This is a genomic window from Actinomadura madurae (assembly GCF_047130825.1).
Classification (GTDB): Bacteria; Actinomycetota; Actinomycetes; order Streptosporangiales; family Streptosporangiaceae; genus Spirillospora; species Spirillospora madurae.
This window is the reverse complement of sequence record NZ_CP083237.1, coordinates 9,979,528-9,996,684: the sequence shown is the minus strand read 5'-3', so window position 1 is coordinate 9,996,684 and position 17,157 is coordinate 9,979,528. Positions and strand designations below refer to the sequence as shown.

The window sequence follows — 17,157 nt, the reverse complement described above, 5'->3', positions numbered from 1 at the left end:
CTCTATCGTCGAGAAACGCGGGCGATCGCTGCATCGCTCCGGCTCGCCTTGCGGCTCGCTTCGCGATCAGGGTCTCGCTTCGCTCGCCCCTGCCTTCGGACGCGATCGCAACCATTTCGGTTGTCGCGTGGCTGGGCCACCGGCTGGCGTCCGCGCGCCCGTACCGCCACAAACGGCTCTTGGCTGAGCAGCACCCGGCACGCCTCTTGGCTGAGCACGCCGCCCACGCTTCCGCATGAAGACGTTCGCAACGCTCTTGGCTGAGCCCAAACTCGGCACACTCTTGGCTGAGCACGACCCGCAACGCCTTTGCGCAGGCACGGCCCGCGCACGACCCGCGACGCGACCCCGCGAGGCCCTTAGATGAGCGCCATCCCGCAACGCTCTCGGACGAGCACGACTCGCAAGGCTCCTTCGTGGACAAGACCCGCGACGCCCTGGATGAGCAGCGCTCGCGCTGCCCTGGGAGAACCTGGCTCGCAAGGCTCTTGCTTGACATCATTCGCGACGCTCTTGGATGTGGACGATTCGTGCGGCTCTTGGTAGTGGGGGCTGAGATTGAGTGCGGGGCTCAGCCCGTGACCCGCGGGTCGGGTGGCCGGAGGGCGCCCTGGCGCCCGGAGGTCGCCCGACCCGTCGAGCCGGGCGACCGCAGCGACACGCCGCCGACCTGCACGGTCGCTACACACCCGCACCGTGGCGTGAGGATCGGCCGGCTCGTGACGGGGGGTGCAGGGGGGTCGTCCCCCCTATAGGCGGGGCGTAGCCGCTGTGGGCATGATGGTGCGGAGTTGTCTGGTCAGTTCGTCGATCAGGCTGCGGGCCTGGTCGGCGGCCTGGCGGGCGGCGTCGCGTTCCTGGGAGAGTTCGGCGATCTGGGCGCGCTGCTCGGTGACGGCCTGGGCGAGCTGGTCGACCCACTGGTCGCGTTCGGCGAGCTTCTCGGCGACGGCGTCGCGTTCGGCGGCGAGCTGGCGCATCGCGGCGACGGTCTTGTCGCGTTCGCGGCCGGCCTGGTCGGCGCGGCCGCGGGCGAGGGTGAGCTCGGACTCGGCGCGGGCCTGCGCCTGGACGGCGGCCTCCCGGTTCCGGTCCGCGGACTCCCGCGCCTTGGCGGCGGCGTCGCGTTCCCGCTCGGTCTTCTTGGCGGCCTCCAGGGACTGCGCGGCGGTGTCGAGGGCCTGCTGCCGCTCGGCCTCGGCGGAGTCGGCGCGGGCGACGGTCTCCTGGATGCGGCGCTCGGCGTCCTGGGCGCGGCGTTCGGCGTCCTGCGCGCGGCGCTCGTTCTCCTGGGCGCGGCGTTCGGAGACCTCGGCGCGGCGGCGGCTCTCCTCGGCCTCCTTGCCGGTGGCGGCGACGGCGTGCTGGAGGTTCTGCGCGGTCATCTCGGCGTCGGTGACCTTGGCGCGCAGCTGCGACAGCTCGGCGTGCGCGGCCTCCAGCGCGCGGGACAGCTCGGCGGCCTGCTCGGCGACGCGGTCGCGCTCGGACTCGGCGGAGCGGCGGCCGCCGACGGCGTCCTCGACGGCGCGCAGGGCGTCGTCGCGGGCCTCGCTCATGGCGTCGCGCTGCTGGATCGCCTGGCGGACGGTGGCCTCGGCCTCGGCGACGCGGCGCTCGGCCTGCTCGACCTGGGCCTGCACCTGCTCCAGCTGCGCGCGGGCCTGGTCGGCCTGGGCGCGGGCCTGGTCGGCCTGGGCGCGTCCCTGCTGGGCCTGGTTCCAGGCGGCGGCGGCGTCGCGCTGCGCGTTCTCCTTCTCGGTCTGGAGCGCGGCGATCTGCGTGACGACCTCGGCGGCCTGGCGCTCGGCCTCCACCGCCCGGCGGTCGGCCTGCTCGGCCTGGCCGCGGGCGCGCTGCACCTCGCCCCAGGCGGCGGCCGCGTCGCGCTGCGCCGACTCCTTCTCCTGCTGGACGGCGGCGACCTGCGACGACGCCTCGTTCTGGGCTTCGGCGAGGCGGCGCTCGGCCTCGACGGCGCGGCGGTCGGCCTGCTCGGCCTGGCCGCGGGCGCGCTGCACCTCGCCCCAGGCGGCGGCCGCGTCGCGCTGCGCCGACTCCTTCTCCTGCTGGACGGCGGCGACCTGCGACGCCGTCTCGGTCTGCGCCTCGTTGACCTTGCGCTCCCCCGCGGCGAGCGCGTCGCCGATGAGGTCGGCCATCTGGCGGAGCCGCTCGACGATGTCCCAGGGCTGGGCCTCGTGCTGCTCGACGTCGGGGCGCACGATCTCGCCCGTCCGGGCGTGCGGCGCCTGCTGGCCGGGCTTGGACATCTGGATCGGCTGCTGGGCGGCCGGCAGCGCCTGGGGGGCGCGGTTCGGGTCGCGTCCCATGGCGGGCCAGGGGTTGGCGGCGTCCGGGACGCCGCGGGAACCGCCCGATCCGTTCAGCTCGCTCACCGGTCTCCTCGCCTCCCGGGCGGGAGCGCAGCGGCGCCGTTCACCCTGCTCGCCGCGTCGCTCGCCCGACGGCTCGTCACTTCGCTCACGTGTCTCCTCGCCCGGCGGCGCGCGGCCGCGTTCGCGGGGGTCGTTGTGCTCATCTCGTTCGCTCCGCAGCCGGCCCTGTGGCTCCTCGCTTCGCTCACTAGAGGCACTCTAGTCCCGACCAGCGGAACGTTTGCCCAGTTTGGGGTTTACTTTCTCGACTCTCGCGCCGTGTTCTCGCACGCCGGACGCCTGATCGAGGCGCGCACGGTGCCGTGGGTCACACCGCTGCGGGACGCGGCCGGGGTGGGACAATCGCGCCCCATGGAGCTTCGCACCCTGTATCCGCCGATCGAGCCGTACGATTCCGGGCTGCTCGACGTCGGCGACGGCGACCGTATCTACTGGGAGGTCTGCGGGAATCCGGAGGGCAAGCCCGCGGTGATGGTGCACGGCGGGCCGGGCGGCGGGTGCAGCCCCGCGCACCGCCGGCAGTTCGACCCGGAGGCGTACCGGGTCGTGCTGTTCGACCAGCGCAACTGCGGGCGGAGCGAGCCGCACGCGAAGGACCCGGAGGTGTCACTGGAGGGCAACACCACCTGGAACCTCGTCGCCGACATGGAGCGGCTCCGGGAGCACCTCGGCATCGAGCGCTGGCTGGTGTTCGGGGGGAGCTGGGGCAGCGCGCTGTCCCTGGCGTACGCGCAGACGCATCCGGAGCGGGTGACCGAGCTGGTGCTGCGCGGCATCTTCATGCTGCGGCCCTTCGAGCTGTACTGGTTCTACCAGGAGGGGGCGTCGTTGCTGTTCCCCGACCTGTGGGAGAAGTACGTGGAGCCGATCCCCGAGGACGAGCGCGAGGACCTCATCTCGGCGTTCCGGGAGCGGCTGGAGTCCCCCGACCGGGAGGTGCGGGTCGCGGCGGCGAAGGCGTGGGCGACGTGGGAGGGCTCGACGCTCACGCTGCGGCCGGATCCGGAGCTGGCCGGCGGGTTCGCGGAGCCGGACTACGCGGTGGCGTTCGCCCGCATCGAGAACCACTACTTCGTCAACGAGGGGTTTCTCGAGGAGGACCAGCTGATCCGGGACGTGGACAGGATCCGGCACATCCCGGCGGTCATCATCCAGGGCCGCTACGACGTCTGCACCCCGGTCGCGACGGCCTGGGATCTGCACCGCGCGTGGCCCGAGGCGGATTTCCACATCGTCGACGACGCGGGACACGCCTACAGCGAACCGGGGATCCTGCACCGCCTGATCGAGGCGACCGACCGCTTCGCCGGGAAGGGCTGACGCCGGATCAAAACGGCTGCACCCTAATGCGGTGGACTGGTGTCCGGAAAGTGGCCGGGGGCGGGCTTCGGGTCCCGGCCCCGGCCGTCGCATGTGCGGCCCGAAACCCACGATTTCTTACCAGATAGCAATCAAGCTCTTACTCTCAGGCTAGGGACCTCTGCGCTTGAAGGTCAGGAAACCGGGCCCCCCAGAGCCCGCGCCAACGCCTTGTCCCCCACCCGTCCCAGGGCGCCCGCAGGCGGACGACCTCCCGCGACGCGACGTGACGCCCGCCGCACGCGTCCAGTTGACAGCGAATCTGAGTGACTTACCTCACACAACCGATACCAAAACGCGCCCTCAGACCGGCGGCCGAACATTAAGGTGACGTTCAGGAAACGTCCCGCACGGTTCCGCGGCGCGCCCGGCAGTTACTCCTGCGTATCACCGGGAAATGCGCACGACGGCCCGGGCAAAGCCCGGCGGAATTGCACTCAAATCCGCAAAGCCCTTAACCATACCCAGTGGCAGATGGGGCTAAACATCACGCAGATAACAATCATCTGCGATCACCGGTCGAGATTCGCTAAGTTGCCTGGACATGGCAGCGCAACCCCTGGAATCACCGACCGGACGCCCCGATGGAAACGAGACGAACGCGGAAGTGGCAATCCAGGAGCCGAGCCTCACCGACGGCCCGCAGCTTTGGCGGCTCGCCCGGGACTCACGGGTCCTGGATGTCAACTCGCCGTACAGCTACACGCTTTGGTGCCGCGATTTCGCGGACACGTCCGTGGTGGCGCGTGACGGCGCGGGCGCCTGCGGCTTCATCACCGGGTACGTCCGGCCGTCCCGCCCGGACACGTTCTTCGTCTGGCAGGTCGCCGTCGACCACGACCATCGCGGCCAGGGACTCGCCCGCCGGATGCTCGACCGCCTCGCCGACCGGCTCGCCCCGCGCGGGCACCGGTACATGGAGGCGACGGTCACGCCGGCCAACACGGCCTCGACCGCGATGTTCGCATCGTTCGCCCGGGACCGCGGCTGCGAGCTAGCCCGCAGCCCGCTGTTCGGCGCGGAGCACTTCCCCGAGGGGGGACACGAGCCCGAGGTGCTCTTCAGGATCGGCCCGATCACCGGCGCGCACTGACCGACCCCGTTCCCACCCCCTGCCCGCTCCCCACCCCTACCTGCCTGGAGGCAGACATGGACGTCTTCGCCCGCCTGGAATCCGAAGTCCGCGGCTACTGCAGGAGCTGGCCCACCGTGTTCACCACCGCGCGGGGCAGCCACATGACCGACGAGAACGGTAAAACCTACCTTGATTTCTTCGCCGGCGCCGGAACGCTCAACTACGGGCACAACAACCCGCAGCTGAAACGCCGGCTGCTGGATTACCTCGCCGGCGACTCGGTCGTGCACGGCCTCGACATGTACACGACCGCCAAACGCGAGTTCCTGGAACGCTTCAACGAGTACGTCCTGATGCCGCGCGGCTTCGACTACAAGGTGCAGTTCCCGGGCCCGGCGGGCAACAACTCCGTCGAGGCGGCGCTGAAACTCGCGCGCAAGTACACCGGCCGCGAGACGGTGGTCAGCTTCACCAACGCCTTTCACGGGATGACGCTGGGCGCGCTCGCCGTCACCGGGAATTCCATGAAGCGGACGGGGGCCGGCGTGCCGCTCGGGCACGGCGTGGCGATGCCGTACGACAACTACCTCGACGGCCGGACGCCCGACTTCCTGCTCTTCGAGACGATGCTCGACGACAGCGGCAGCGGCCTGGACAAGCCCGCCGCCGTGATCGTGGAGACCGTGCAGGGCGAAGGCGGCATCAACGTCGCCACAGCCGAGTGGATGCGCGGTCTGCAGGACCTGTGCCACCGGCACGACATCCTCCTCATCGTCGACGACGTGCAGATGGGCTGCGGCCGCACCGGGCCGTTCTTCAGCTTCGAGGAGGCCGGGATCACCCCGGACATCGTCTGCCTGTCCAAGTCCCTCAGCGGCTACGGGCTGCCGTTCGCGGTGACCCTGATGAAGCGCGAGCTGGACGTGTGGGAGCCGGGCGAGCACAACGGCACCTTCCGCGGCTTCAACCCCGCGTTCATCACCGCCGTCGCCGCGCTGGAGGACTACTGGACCGGCGACGACATGGAGAAGGAGACCCTCGCCAAGGGCCAGCAGGTCCAGTCGGCGCTGGAGGAGATCGCGCTCGCGCACGCCGGCGCGATCGACGGCGTCCGCGGCCGCGGCCTCGCCTGGGGCCTGGTGATGAACGACGCCGAGATGGCGCCGCGGGTGTGCGACGAGGCGTTCGCGCGGGGGCTGCTCATGGAGACGTCCGGCCCGGAGGGCGAGGTCGTCAAACTGCTTCCGCCGCTCACCACGACGGAGGCCGAGCTGGGCCGCGGCCTGGAGATCATCGCGGAGTCCATGGAGGCCGTCCGCCAGAAGGTCACCGTCTGAGCCGCCCCCGGCACATCTGAAAAGAGGAGATTCATGATCGTTCGTTCCCTTGGGGAGATCATCGGCACCGAGCGGGACGTGCAGGCGCCGACCTGGTGCAGCCGGCGGTTCGTGCTGGCCAAGGAGGGCGTCGGGTTCTCGCTGCACGAGACGATCCTGTACGCGGGGACCGAGACGAGGATGTGGTACGCCAACCACATCGAGGCCGTCTACTGCGTCGAGGGGCAGGGCGAGCTCACCAACGACGAGACGGGCGAGAAGCACAAGATCGAGCCGGGCGTGATGTACCTGCTCGACGGACACGAGCACCACACCCTGCGGGCCCACACGGACGTGCGGACCGTCTGCGTCTTCAACCCCCCTTGCACCGGGCGGGAGGTCCATGACGAGAACGGTGTCTACCCGCTGCTGACCGAGGAGGACGCATGAGCATCATCGAGTCCCATCCGACCATCGACGACGCCTATCCGACCCGCAAGTCCTCCGAGGCGGCGCTGCTGTACCGCCAGGACCCGGTCGTGCACGGCGATGCGCAGGACGGGCCGATCGACGCCGCGACGCTCGACTCCTTCGAGGCCAACGGGTTCCTGTCCGTCGACCAGCTGCTCGCGCCGGACGAGGTCGAGGACTACCGCGCCGAGCTGCGCCGGCTGTCGGCGGACCCGCAGGTGCTGGCCGACGAGCGCACGGTCACCGAGCGCGGGTCCGAGGAGGTCCGCTCCATCTTCGAGGTGCACAAGATCAGCGAAGTGTTCGCCCAGTTGGTGAGCGACCACCGCGTCGTGGGCCGGGCCAGGCAGATCCTCGGCTCGGAGGTTTACGTGCACCAGAGCCGGGTGAACTACAAGCCAGGGTTCACTGGCAAGGACTTCTACTGGCACTCGGATTTCGAGACCTGGCACGCGGAGGACGGCATGCCCCGGATGCGCGCGGTGAGCATAAGCATCGCGCTCACCGAGAATTTCGTGCACAATGGCGGGCTAATGATCATGCCTGGCTCGCACAAGACCTTCGTGGCCTGCGTCGGGGAGACGCCGGACGACCACTACAAGGAGTCCCTGCGCGGACAGGAGATCGGCACGCCCGACCCGAACAGCCTGTCGATCCTGGCCGACAAGCACGGGATCGAGCTGTTCACGGGGCCCGCGGGCTCGGCGACCATGTTCGACTGCAACTGCATGCACGGCTCGAACGGGAACATCACCCCGTTCCCGCGATCCAACGTGTTCATCGTGTTCAACAGCGTGGAGAACACCTGCGCCGAGCCGTTCTCGGCGCCCGCGCCCCGTCCGACGTTCATCGGCGCGCGTGACTTCACTCCCGTCGGCGCCGGGGGCGCCGAGGGAGGCCCGGTCGGCGCCTGACCGAACACAACAATTCGATAACCCCGACCCACCCGCTCCGCGCCCGCGGGGGCCGCCACCGGTCCCCGCGGGCGCGGAGCACACCCATCCCAGGAGTTCAACGATGACTTCCTCGAGACGCGACTTCCTCCGGACCGCCGTTCTGCTGTCCGCCGCGGTACCGCTGGCCGCGGCGGGCTGCTCCACGACGGATCCGGAAGAGGAGAAGGCCGGCGGCGGCACGCTGGACAAGGCCAAGAGCGCCGGCACGATCACGGTCGGGTTCGCCAACGAGGCCCCCTACGGCTACACCGACAAGTCCGGGAAGCTGACCGGCGAGGCCCCCGAGCTCGCCCGCGTCATCTTCAAGAACCTCGGCATCGACGACATCAAGGGCGTCCAGGTCGACTTCGGCGGGCTCATCGCCGGGCTGAACGCCAAGCGGTTCGACGCGATCGCGGCCGGCATGTTCATCACGCCGGAGCGGTGCGCCTCGGCGGCGTTCGCCAACCCCGAGTACGTCGCCAAGAGCGCCTTCATGGTGCCCGAGGGCAACCCGGAGGGCCTGAAGGCCGCCGAGGACCCCGGCAAGAAGGGCGTCAAGGTCGGCGTGCTCACCGGCGCGGTCGAGGCCGGCTACGCCGAGAAGACGGGCGTCAAGAAGGGCGACATCAAGACCTACGCCGACCAGGCGAGCGCCTTCGAGGGCCTCAAGGCCGGGCGGATCGACTGCATCTGGCTGACCCGCATCTCGCTGGCCGACCTGCTGACCAAGCACCAGGGCGAGGGCTTCGAGGTCACCGACGCCTTCACGCCCGTGATCGACGGCAAGGAGCAGCTCGGCGCCGGCGCGTTCGCGTTCCGCAAGGCCGACAGCGACCTGCTGAACGCCTGGAACGGGGAGCTCGGCAAGCTCAAGCAGGGGAACAAGCTGCTGCCGATCCTGCAGCCGTTCGGCTTCACGCAGGCGGAGATGCCCGCCGCCGACGACACCGCCGCCAAGTTCTGCCAGGGCTGACCTGTGTCCGATGTCCTCGACAGCTATCCCCAGTGGCTGGACGGGGCGTGGGTCACGGTCCGGCTCACCCTCCTCGGCGGCGCGCTGGCGCTGGTGCTCGCGCTGATCTTCGGGATGGCGGGCACCTCGCGCCACGCGTGGGTGCGCGTGCTGAACCGGGTGTACGTGGAGTTCTTCCGCGGCAACGCCACGCTGGTGCTGCTGTTCTGGTTCTTCTACGCGCTGCCCCTCATCGGCCTGCGCTTCTCCACGACGTTCGCGGCCGTGCTGGCCCTCGGCCTGAACGTCGGCGCCTACGGCGCGGAGGTGGTCCGCGGCTCGATCAACGCCGTCCCGAAGGCGCAGTACGAGGCCACGGTGGCGCTGAACTTCACGCCGGTCCAGCGGATGCGGCGGGTCCTGCTGCCGCAGGCCTTCGCGCTGATGCTGCCGCCCTTCGGCAACCTCATCATCGAGCTGATGAAGGGGACGGCCATCGTGTCCCTGGTCGGCCTGGTCGACCTGACCCGCGTCTCCAAGAACATCCAGGGCAGCACCGGTGAGACCGTCGCGGCGTTCTCCGTGGTCCTCGTCCTGTACTTCGTGATCGCGCAGCTCCTGCAGCTGTTCGTCCGCTACGCCGAGCGGCGCGTGGACCGCATGCTGGGCCGCAGGCTGCCGAGCGAGCCGTCCCTCGGGACGATCGCCGCCGGCGCGCCCGGAGCGGGGGTGGGCAGCTGATGACCTGGGACTGGCAGTACTCCGGCGACATCCTGCCCGACCTGCTGGACGGGTTGCGCTACACGGTCATCGCGACGCTGGCCGGCTACGTGATCGCGATCGTGCTCGGCCTGGTGTGGACGCTGCTGCGCCGCACTCCGAGCCGGGTGTTCAACCAGACGATCCGGTGGATCACCGAGTTCATCCGGTCGACGCCGCTGATCCCCCAGCTGTACTTCGTGTTCTTCGTCCTGCCCGCGTGGGGCGTGACCATCGGGTCGCTCACCGCGGGGATCATCACGCTCGGGATCCACTACTCGACCTACACGGCCGAGGTGTACCGCGCCGGGATCGCCGACGTGCCGAAGGGGCAGTGGGAGGCGTGCACCGCGCTGAACCTGCCGCGCACGCGGGTGTGGCTGGACGTGATCCTGCCGCAGGCGATCCGGCGGGTGATCCCGACCCTCGGCAACTACCTGATCGCGATGTTCAAGGACTCGCCGATGCTGCTGGCGATCAACGTCTCGGAGCTGCTGTTCTCCGCGTACCAGGTGGGTTCGCGGTCGCTGCAGTTCCTGGAGCCGATCACGATGGTCGGCCTGTTGTTCGTCATCGTCAGCGTCATATCCTCGATACTCGTCCGCCGCTTGGAGAGGCGCTATGCCACCAACTGACACGACACCGGACGCGCCCTCGCCGAACGACTCCGACGGCGGCGCCGAGAAGAAGGACGCCGCCGCGGGGCGGGGCGTGTCCACCGAGAAGGGCGGCCTCGAAAAGGGCGGCACAGAGAAGGGCGGCGGCGAGGAGGCGGGCGTCACGAAGGACGAGGCGCCCGTGGAGCTGCCGCACGGCGAGGCGCCAGGCATCCGCTTCGAGAAGGTCATCAAGCGGTTCGGCTCGAACGTGGTGCTCCGCGAGCTGGACTTCACCGTGGAGCCCGGCGAGCGCGTGACCCTCATCGGGCCGAGCGGGTCGGGCAAGACCACCATCCTGCGGCTGCTGATGACCCTGGAGGCCCTCGACGAGGGCCTCATCTGGATCGGCGACGACACGCTGTGGCACGAGGAGCGGGGCGGCAAGCGCGTCCCGGCGGGCCAGAAGCACCTGCACGAGATGCGCAAGCAGGTCGGCATGGTGTTCCAGCAGTTCAACCTGTTCCCCAACATGAACGTGCTGCGCAACCTCACGGAGGGGCCGGTGCGCGTGCTGGGGGTGTCCAAGGACGAGGCGGTCGAGCGCGCCAAGGGCCTGCTCGACATGGTCGGCCTGTCGGACAAGGAGAACGCGCACCCGACGCAGCTGTCCGGCGGGCAGCAGCAGCGGGTGGCGATCGCGCGGGCGCTCGCCATGCAGCCGCGCGTCCTGCTGCTGGACGAGGTCACCTCGGCCCTGGACCCCGAGCTCGTCGTCGGCGTCCAGGACCTGCTGCGCGACATCGCCCGGCAGAGCGACCTGACGATGCTGTGCGTCACCCACGAGATGACCTTCGCGAAGGACATCTCGAACCGGGTCCTGATGTTCGACCAGGGCCAGATCGTCGAGGAGGGGCCGCCGGACCAGATCTTCGGCGAACCGTCCGAGCAGCGCACCCGGGACTTCCTGCAGGCGGTCCTCGCGTCCTGAAGGAGCCCGAACCCGCGTCGCCCGCGCCCCCGTCGCCCCGGGGACGCGGGCGACCCTCATTGAGGGGGCCCGCTTGGACCGCGCTGCTTCCGACCGGGCCCGCCCCACACGATCTCGGGCCGCAACCGGTGAGCGATGCCGCGGGAGGTGTGCAGGGCGATCGCCTCCTAGACGACCCGGGTCCGCTCTGGCAGTACGCCGGGGCGCCGGCCAGGCGGTTCCCGGGCATCGAGGTCGACCCGGCGGGTGCTCTACGCCGACGGGGTCAAGTCCTCAGCTCCGCCGGTGTGGCCGTGGGCGTAGACCTGTGCCTGCACATTTGTCCGCCGCGACCACAGCCGCACGATGGCTCTCCGTGGTTTGTCGGTGGCGATCGGTATGTTGTGGGGCGTGTCCCAGTTCCGGCTGTGCCCATCCCCTGCCCAGGAGGCGGGGTTGCTGGAGCATTGCGGGCATGCCCGCTTCGTGTGGAATCTGGCCGTGGAGCAGCAGGCATGGTGGACGCCGCGCCGGGGCCCGGCGCCGGGGTATGTTGCCCAAGCCCGCCAGTTGACCGAGGCCCGCGCCGCGAACCCGTGGTTGGCGGCCGGGTCGCAGACGGTGCAGCAGCAGGCGCTCAAGGACTTCGCGCAGGCGATGGCGAACTTCTTCGCGGGCACGCACCGGCGCCCGACCTGGCGTAAGGCCGGTGTGCATGAGGGGTTCCGGATCGTCGGGGCCCGCGGCCGGGCCTGGGATGTGCGGCGGTTGTCGCGCCGCACCGGTGAGGTGCGGGTGCCGAAGGTGGGGTGGGTGCGGTTCCGCTGGTCCCGGCCCGTCCCGCCGGGGGTGAAGTCGTTCCGGGTGACCCGCGACCGCGCCGGACGGTGGCATGTCGCCTTCGCGCACGTGCCCGCCCCGGTTCCCGCGCCCGGTAACGGTGAGGCGGTCGGCGTCGACCGCGGCGTGGCGGTGTCCGCCGCGCTGTCCACCGGCGAGACCTCCACCGTGCCGGGGTTGACGCCGGGTGAGGCCGAGCGGCTGAACCGGCTGCTGCGCCGTCTGGCCCGCGCGAAACCAGGGTCGAACCGGCGTGCCCGCGTCAAGGCCGCCATCGCGCGGCTCAAAGCGCGTGAGGCCGACCGCCGTAAGGATTGGGTGGAGAAGACCTCGACGGATCTGGCGCGCCGCTTCGAGGTGATCGCCGTCGAGGACCTGAGCGTGCGCGCCATGACCCGCTCGGCCAAGGGCACCAACGACGTACCTGGCACCAACGTCCGCGCCAAAGCAGGGCTCAACCGGAGCATCCTGGCCAACGGGTGGGGTCGGCTCGTCACCCGGCTGGAACACAAGGCACCCGGCCGCCTGGTCCGGGTCGACCCTGCGTACACGTCGCAGACCTGCAACGCCTGCGGGCACCGTGCCCGGGACAACCGCGAGAGCCAAGCGATGTTCCGGTGCGTGGCCTGCGGGCACCAGGACAACGCCGACGTCAACGCCGCACGCAACATCCGAGACACCGCCGTGGGGCGCACGGTGGCCGCGCAGGGAGGCGGGGCGGCAGCCCGGCCGGTGAACCGCGAACCTCCACCGGCTCTCCTGCCCGCGTAGGGGATGGGTGGGAATCCCCCGCCTCCAGGCGGGGGAGGACGTCAACCGCCATGAGGATCCGCCGGACGGGGACGCGGCGCTGCAGCCCGTCCTGGCCTGGCTGGAGGCGAACCTGCACCGCCCGCTGACGCTGGACGACATCGCGCGGCACGCGTCGGTCAGCGTCCGGACGCTGACGCGGCGGTTCCGCGACCAGGCGGGGACGACGCCGCGGCGGTGGCTGGCGCGGGCCCGCGTCCACCGGGCGCAGCATCTCCTGGAGAGCACGGACCTGCCGGTCGAGCGGGTCGCGGCCGAGGCCGGGTTCGGGTCGCCGGTGACGCTGCGCGCCCATTTCGCCCGCCGGGTCGGCGCGTCCCCGCTGGCGTACCGGAGCGCGTTCCGGGCCCGTCCGGACGGCTGATCGCCCCCGTCGGCCCGTTCACCGAACGCGATTCTGTACCGTGGCGCTTACGGACGAGGAGAGCGAGGCGATGGGCACTTCGATCGTGGGGCTCGGGATGACCGAGCTCGGCAGGGTCTACGGGCGGAGCCCGCGGCGGCTCGCCGCCGACGCGGTGCGGCTCGCCGCCGACGACGCCGGGCTGGCGCTCGGCGACCTGGACGGGCTGCTCGTCAGCCACGGCATGGGCGGCTCCCCCGGCATCGAGCTGGCCGAGACGCTGGGGCTGCGCGACCTGCGGACGCTGTCCCTGGTCAACTCCTACGGCGCCACGGCCGGGGCGATGGTGTCGTACGCGGCCATGGCGGTGCTGAACGGGACGGCGACCACGGTCGCGTGCGTGTTCGCGGACGCGCCGCTGAAGCCGAAACAGTCGTCGGGCTCGGCCTACAACCGGGACGCCCCCGCGGGGTCCGGGGTCGCTCCCGGGAAGGCGGAATGGTACGGGTTCGGCGGGATGACGGCGGCGCTCGGGCTGCGCAGCGTCAACTCCTACTACGCCCTCGCCGCGCAGCGGCACATGGCCCGGTACGGGACGACCAGCGAGCAGCTCGGCGCGATCGCCGTGTCGACCCGCGCATGGGCCGTCCGCAACCCGCTCGCCCAGATGCGGGAGCCGATCACGCTCGCGGACCACCAGAACTCCCGCTGGGTCTCCGAGCCGCTGCACCTGCTGGACTGCTGCCTCGTCTCCAACGGCGCCGTCGCCGTCATCGTGACGAGCGACGACCGGGCGCGCGACCTGGCGCGCCCGCCCGTGCACCTGTGGGGCTGGGGCCAGGGGCATCCGGGGCACCGCAAGGAGCGCGGGAGCGACTTCGGCCTGACGACCGGCGCCGCCGCGTCCGGGGCGACGGCGATGAAGATGGCCGGTGTCACGGTGGCCGACGTGGACGTGTGCGAGCTGTACGACTGCTACACCTACACCGTCCTGGTGTCGCTGGAGGACTACGGGTTCTGCGGCAAGGGCGAGGGCGGCGCGTTCGCGGCGTCCGGCGCCCTCGGGCCCGGCGGGTCGCTGCCGACCAACACCGGCGGCGGGCAGCTGTCGGCGTACTACATGTGGGGCATGACGCCGCTGTCGGAGGCCGTGATCCAGGCGCGCGGCGACGGCGGGGAGCGGCAGGCGCCGTCCAACGACGTGATCCTCGTCAGCGGGAACGGCGGGATCCTCGACCACCACTCCACGCTGATCGTCAGCCCGCACCGGAAGGAGTCCTGACCGTGGAGATCGGCATCCTGCGCCGGGACGGCCGGACCGACCCGTTCTTCGACGGCACCACCGCCGGCCGGCTCGTCATCCGGCGCTGCGAGGCGTGCGACCGCTGGTTCGCGCCGGACGCGTCCGGCTGCCCCGGCTGCGGCGAGGAGGACCTCGCCTGGGCCGACGCGAGCGGCGAGGCGTCGCTGGTGACCTGGACCGTCCTGCCGAAGGATCCGCCCGCCTACCTGGCGCTGGTGGAGCTGGCCGAGGGCCCGTGGATGCACACCCGCCTGGACGGCGTCTCCCGCGACGACCTGCGCGAGGGCCTTCCCCTGCGCGCCGTGTTCGAGCACCCGGACGAGGGCGAGTCGTACGTCCTGTTCCGCCCCTAGACCGAATGCCGTTCGGCCCGTTAGCGTCGAGACCATGAACACCGAGGTCTGCGCACGGTTCGGCATCGAGTTCCCGCTGTTCGCCTTCAGCCACTGCCGCGACGTCGTCGCCGCCGTCACCAACGCCGGCGGCTTCGGCGTCCTCGGCGCCGTCGCGTACACCCCCGACCGGCTCGAAGAGGAGCTGCGCTGGATCGACGACCACGTGCACGGGCGCCCCTACGGCGTGGACGTCCTCGTCCCCGGCAAGATCGACAAGTCGGCGGAGGGCGGCGGCCTCGACGCCATGCTCGCCGCCATCCCGGACGAGCACTGGACCTTCCTCACCGGCCTGTTCGCCAAGTACGACGTCCCGCTGCCGGACTTCGAGAGCGCCAAGCGGTCCAACGCGCGCGGCGGCACCCAGGTCACCGCCAAGGGCGCGACCGAGCTGATCGACGTGTCGCTCGCCCACCCGATCGGCCTCATCGCCAGCGCCCTCGGCACCCCTCCCCCGCTCATGGTCGACAAGGCCAGGGCCGCCGGCGTCCCCGTCGCCGCGCTCGTCGGGACGTCCGAGCACGCCCGCCGCCAGGTCGCGGCCGGCGCCGACCTGATCGTCGCGCAGGGCGGCGAGGCCGGCGGCCACACCGGCGAGATCTCCACGATGGTGCTCGTCCCCGAGGTCGTCGACACCGTCGCGCCGGTGCCCGTCCTCGCCGCGGGCGGCATCGCCACCGGGCGCCAGATGGCCGCCGCGCTCGCCCTCGGCGCGTCCGGCGTCTGGTGCGGCTCGGTGTGGCTCACCACCGAGGAGGCCGAGACGTCCCCGCCGGTGAAGGAGAAGATGCTCGCCGCGACGTCCCGCGACACCGTCCGCTCCCGCTCGCGCACCGGCAAGCCCGCCCGCCAGCTCCGCTCCGCCTGGACCGACGAGTGGGAGGGGCCCGCCAGCCCCGGCCCGCTCGGCATGCCGCTCCAGATGATCGTCGCCGAGGGCGCCATGCGGCAGATCACCAAGATCGCCGAGTCCGGCAACCCGGGCGCCCAGGCCCTCGCCAACTACTTCGTCGGCCAGTGCGTCGGCCTCATGAACACCGTCAAGCCCGCCCGCCAGGTCGTCTACGACATGGTCGAGGACTTCGCCGGCGCCGTCGAGCGCCTCAACGCCATCACCGGGGCGGACTGACCCGCAGCCCCGCGTCGAGCCGCCGGTGGAGCGCTCCCAGCCGGGTGCGGACGTGCCCGCCGGACGGGAAGCGCCGGACCACGGCGCGCACCTCCGGCGACGCGTGCTCCACCGCCCAGCGGATCTCCTCGTCGCCCGCGCCGGGGTCACCGCCCGCCGCGAGCTCGCGGGCCTGCGCCTGCCGCAGTGCGGTCGCGAACACGTGGTTCACCTGCTGCGACGACACCAGGTCGTGGACGTACGGGCTCGCCGCCGCGTAGGCCGCGGCGCGAGCGGCGGCGGTGGCGACCGGATCGCCGGCCTCGCGCGCCGCCGCGAGCGCCGCCGAGGCGAGCGGGCGCAGCGGCCCCTTCCGCATGTCCCCGTGCGCGTAGGCGCGGATGCCCGCGATCGCCTCGCGCGGACGGGAGTCACCGGGCGCCCTCGCCTCGAACAGCGGAAGCACCCGCTCGGCGCAGTCGGCGGCCCACCGCCCGACCGCACGCCGATCCTCGTCGGTCAGCGTTATCCCAGGTTCGGACATCGTCATGAGCCTCGATCATATCGTTGAAACGCCGGTTGAAACTTTGACGGATCAGGCCCTCACCACGGCCACCAAGCCTCAAACCATGGTGATCCCCCTACCGGTCGCCTACGGTGAACGCCGAGGGGAGAACTCAACACATGTCGACCGAGAACATCCGTATCGGGGACGAGTGGCCGGTGCGGCGGCTCGGGTTCGGGGCCATGCAGCTGCCGACCGAGCCGGGCGAGGCCCGCACGAACTCCATCGCGGTGGTCCGGCGCGCCGTCGAGCTGGGCGTCACGCTGATCGACACCGCGTATCTGTACGGGTGGGGCGCCAACGAGGAACTCCTCGTCGAGGCGCTGCACCCCTATCCGGACGAGGTGCTCATCACCACGAAGGTGGGCGTCGTCCCACCGGCCCCGCCGCGCGAGGCGGCCCTGTGCGGACGCCCCGAAGTTCTGCGAGATCAGGTCGAGCAGGCCCTGCAGCGACTTCGGGTCGACAGGCTTGAGCTCCTCCAACTGCACCGCGTCGACCCGGAGGTGCCGCTGCCCGACCAGGTGGGGACGCTGGGCGAGCTGCGTGCCGAGGGCAAGATCGGCCACATCGGCCTGTCGGAGGTCACCGTCGCCGAGCTCGCCCAGGCGCGGCGGATCGTGGACGTCGCCAGCGTGCAGAACCGCTACAACATCCTCGACCGCGAGCATGAAGCGGTGCTCGACGCGTGCACGGCGGCGGGAATCGCCTTCCTGCCCTGGCGGCCCGTCCTCCCGGCGGCCACGGCGCGCGCGAGGGAGATCACCGCCGTCGCGGCCGAACTCGGCGCCACCCCCGCCCAGGTCGCGCTCGCGTGGCTGCTCGACCGTTCGCCGATCATGGTGCCCATCCCGGGGACCTCGTCGATCAGGCATCTGGAGGAGAACGTCGCAGCGGCGAGCCTGCGGCTGGACGACGACCAGCGGAGCCGCCTGGACGCCGTCCGGCCACCCGCGTGATC

Annotated in this window: 17 protein-coding genes; 15 read left to right on the top strand and 2 right to left on the bottom strand. The window is 71.3% G+C overall.

What is annotated here, in order from left to right:
• Positions 1-749: 749 nt before the first annotated feature.
• The gene (locus K8Z49_RS46830) at positions 750-2,399 is read right to left on the bottom strand and encodes a hypothetical protein (protein WP_024935260.1); all 1,650 of its coding nucleotides are present in this window, start codon (positions 2,397-2,399) and stop codon (positions 750-752) included.
• Between the two features lie 351 nt (positions 2,400-2,750).
• Between K8Z49_RS46830 and pip the strand changes: the two genes are divergently transcribed.
• The 14 genes from pip to K8Z49_RS46760 all read left to right on the top strand — a co-directional run bounded on the left by pip (position 2,751) and on the right by K8Z49_RS46760 (position 15,652).
• Positions 2,751-3,719: a prolyl aminopeptidase gene (gene pip / locus K8Z49_RS46825; protein WP_412517106.1), complete on the top strand. Its 969-nt coding sequence runs from the start codon at positions 2,751-2,753 to the stop codon at positions 3,717-3,719.
• 583 nt (positions 3,720-4,302) lie between these two features.
• Positions 4,303-4,851: a diaminobutyrate acetyltransferase gene (gene ectA / locus K8Z49_RS46820; RefSeq protein WP_083597233.1), complete on the top strand. Its 549-nt coding sequence runs from the start codon at positions 4,303-4,305 to the stop codon at positions 4,849-4,851.
• 56 nt (positions 4,852-4,907) lie between these two features.
• A complete protein-coding gene (gene ectB, locus K8Z49_RS46815) occupies positions 4,908-6,170 on the top strand; it encodes a diaminobutyrate--2-oxoglutarate transaminase (RefSeq protein WP_021597326.1) in 1,263 nt (420 codons plus the stop codon).
• 33 nt (positions 6,171-6,203) lie between these two features.
• On the top strand, positions 6,204-6,599 hold the full coding sequence (locus K8Z49_RS46810) for an ectoine synthase (RefSeq protein ID WP_021597325.1): 396 nt from the start codon (positions 6,204-6,206) through the stop codon (positions 6,597-6,599).
• Positions 6,596-7,534 (top strand): ectoine hydroxylase, encoded by a 939-nt coding sequence (thpD, locus tag K8Z49_RS46805; RefSeq protein ID WP_021597324.1) that lies wholly within the window; start codon positions 6,596-6,598, stop codon positions 7,532-7,534. Before K8Z49_RS46810 ends, thpD begins: the two co-directional genes overlap by 4 nt.
• Positions 7,535-7,637: 103 nt before the next feature.
• A complete protein-coding gene (gene ehuB / locus K8Z49_RS46800; protein WP_021597323.1) occupies positions 7,638-8,531 on the top strand; it encodes an ectoine/hydroxyectoine ABC transporter substrate-binding protein EhuB in 894 nt (297 codons plus the stop codon).
• A 3-nt stretch (positions 8,532-8,534) separates the two neighbouring features.
• On the top strand, positions 8,535-9,251 hold the full coding sequence (gene ehuC, locus K8Z49_RS46795; RefSeq protein WP_021597322.1) for an ectoine/hydroxyectoine ABC transporter permease subunit EhuC: 717 nt from the start codon (positions 8,535-8,537) through the stop codon (positions 9,249-9,251).
• A complete protein-coding gene (gene ehuD / locus K8Z49_RS46790; protein WP_021597321.1) occupies positions 9,251-9,904 on the top strand; it encodes an ectoine/hydroxyectoine ABC transporter permease subunit EhuD in 654 nt (217 codons plus the stop codon). Before ehuC ends, ehuD begins: the two co-directional genes overlap by 1 nt.
• Positions 9,891-10,856: an ectoine/hydroxyectoine ABC transporter ATP-binding protein EhuA gene (gene ehuA, locus K8Z49_RS46785; protein WP_021597320.1), complete on the top strand. Its 966-nt coding sequence runs from the start codon at positions 9,891-9,893 to the stop codon at positions 10,854-10,856. Before ehuD ends, ehuA begins: the two co-directional genes overlap by 14 nt.
• A 390-nt stretch (positions 10,857-11,246) precedes the next feature.
• Complete coding sequence (locus tag K8Z49_RS46780; RefSeq protein ID WP_143118272.1) at positions 11,247-12,446, top strand: RNA-guided endonuclease InsQ/TnpB family protein; 1,200 nt, start codon at positions 11,247-11,249, stop codon at positions 12,444-12,446.
• Between the two features lie 7 nt (positions 12,447-12,453).
• The gene (locus K8Z49_RS46775) at positions 12,454-12,849 is read left to right on the top strand and encodes a helix-turn-helix domain-containing protein (RefSeq protein WP_075019954.1); all 396 of its coding nucleotides are present in this window, start codon (positions 12,454-12,456) and stop codon (positions 12,847-12,849) included.
• A gap of 70 nt (positions 12,850-12,919) precedes the next feature.
• Positions 12,920-14,110, top strand: a complete 1,191-nt coding sequence (locus K8Z49_RS46770) for a thiolase family protein (protein ID WP_021597317.1) — start codon at positions 12,920-12,922, stop codon at positions 14,108-14,110.
• A 2-nt stretch (positions 14,111-14,112) separates the two neighbouring features.
• Entirely contained in the window at positions 14,113-14,484 is a 372-nt protein-coding gene (locus K8Z49_RS46765; protein ID WP_412517105.1) for a Zn-ribbon domain-containing OB-fold protein, read from the top strand.
• 34 nt (positions 14,485-14,518) lie between these two features.
• A complete protein-coding gene (locus tag K8Z49_RS46760) occupies positions 14,519-15,652 on the top strand; it encodes an NAD(P)H-dependent flavin oxidoreductase (RefSeq protein ID WP_111833130.1) in 1,134 nt (377 codons plus the stop codon).
• On the opposite strand, the gene K8Z49_RS46755 is transcribed toward K8Z49_RS46760, so the two are convergent.
• Complete coding sequence (locus K8Z49_RS46755) at positions 15,636-16,181, bottom strand: putative immunity protein (RefSeq protein WP_200871994.1); 546 nt, start codon at positions 16,179-16,181, stop codon at positions 15,636-15,638. The two genes, K8Z49_RS46760 and K8Z49_RS46755, sit on opposite strands and share 17 nt — an antisense overlap.
• 134 nt (positions 16,182-16,315) lie before the next feature.
• Between K8Z49_RS46755 and K8Z49_RS46750 the strand changes: the two genes are divergently transcribed.
• Positions 16,316-17,155 carry an aldo/keto reductase gene (locus K8Z49_RS46750; protein WP_412517104.1) on the top strand — a complete coding sequence of 280 codons (840 nt, stop codon included), beginning with the start codon at positions 16,316-16,318 and terminating at the stop codon, positions 17,153-17,155.
• Positions 17,156-17,157: the final 2 nt, after the last annotated feature.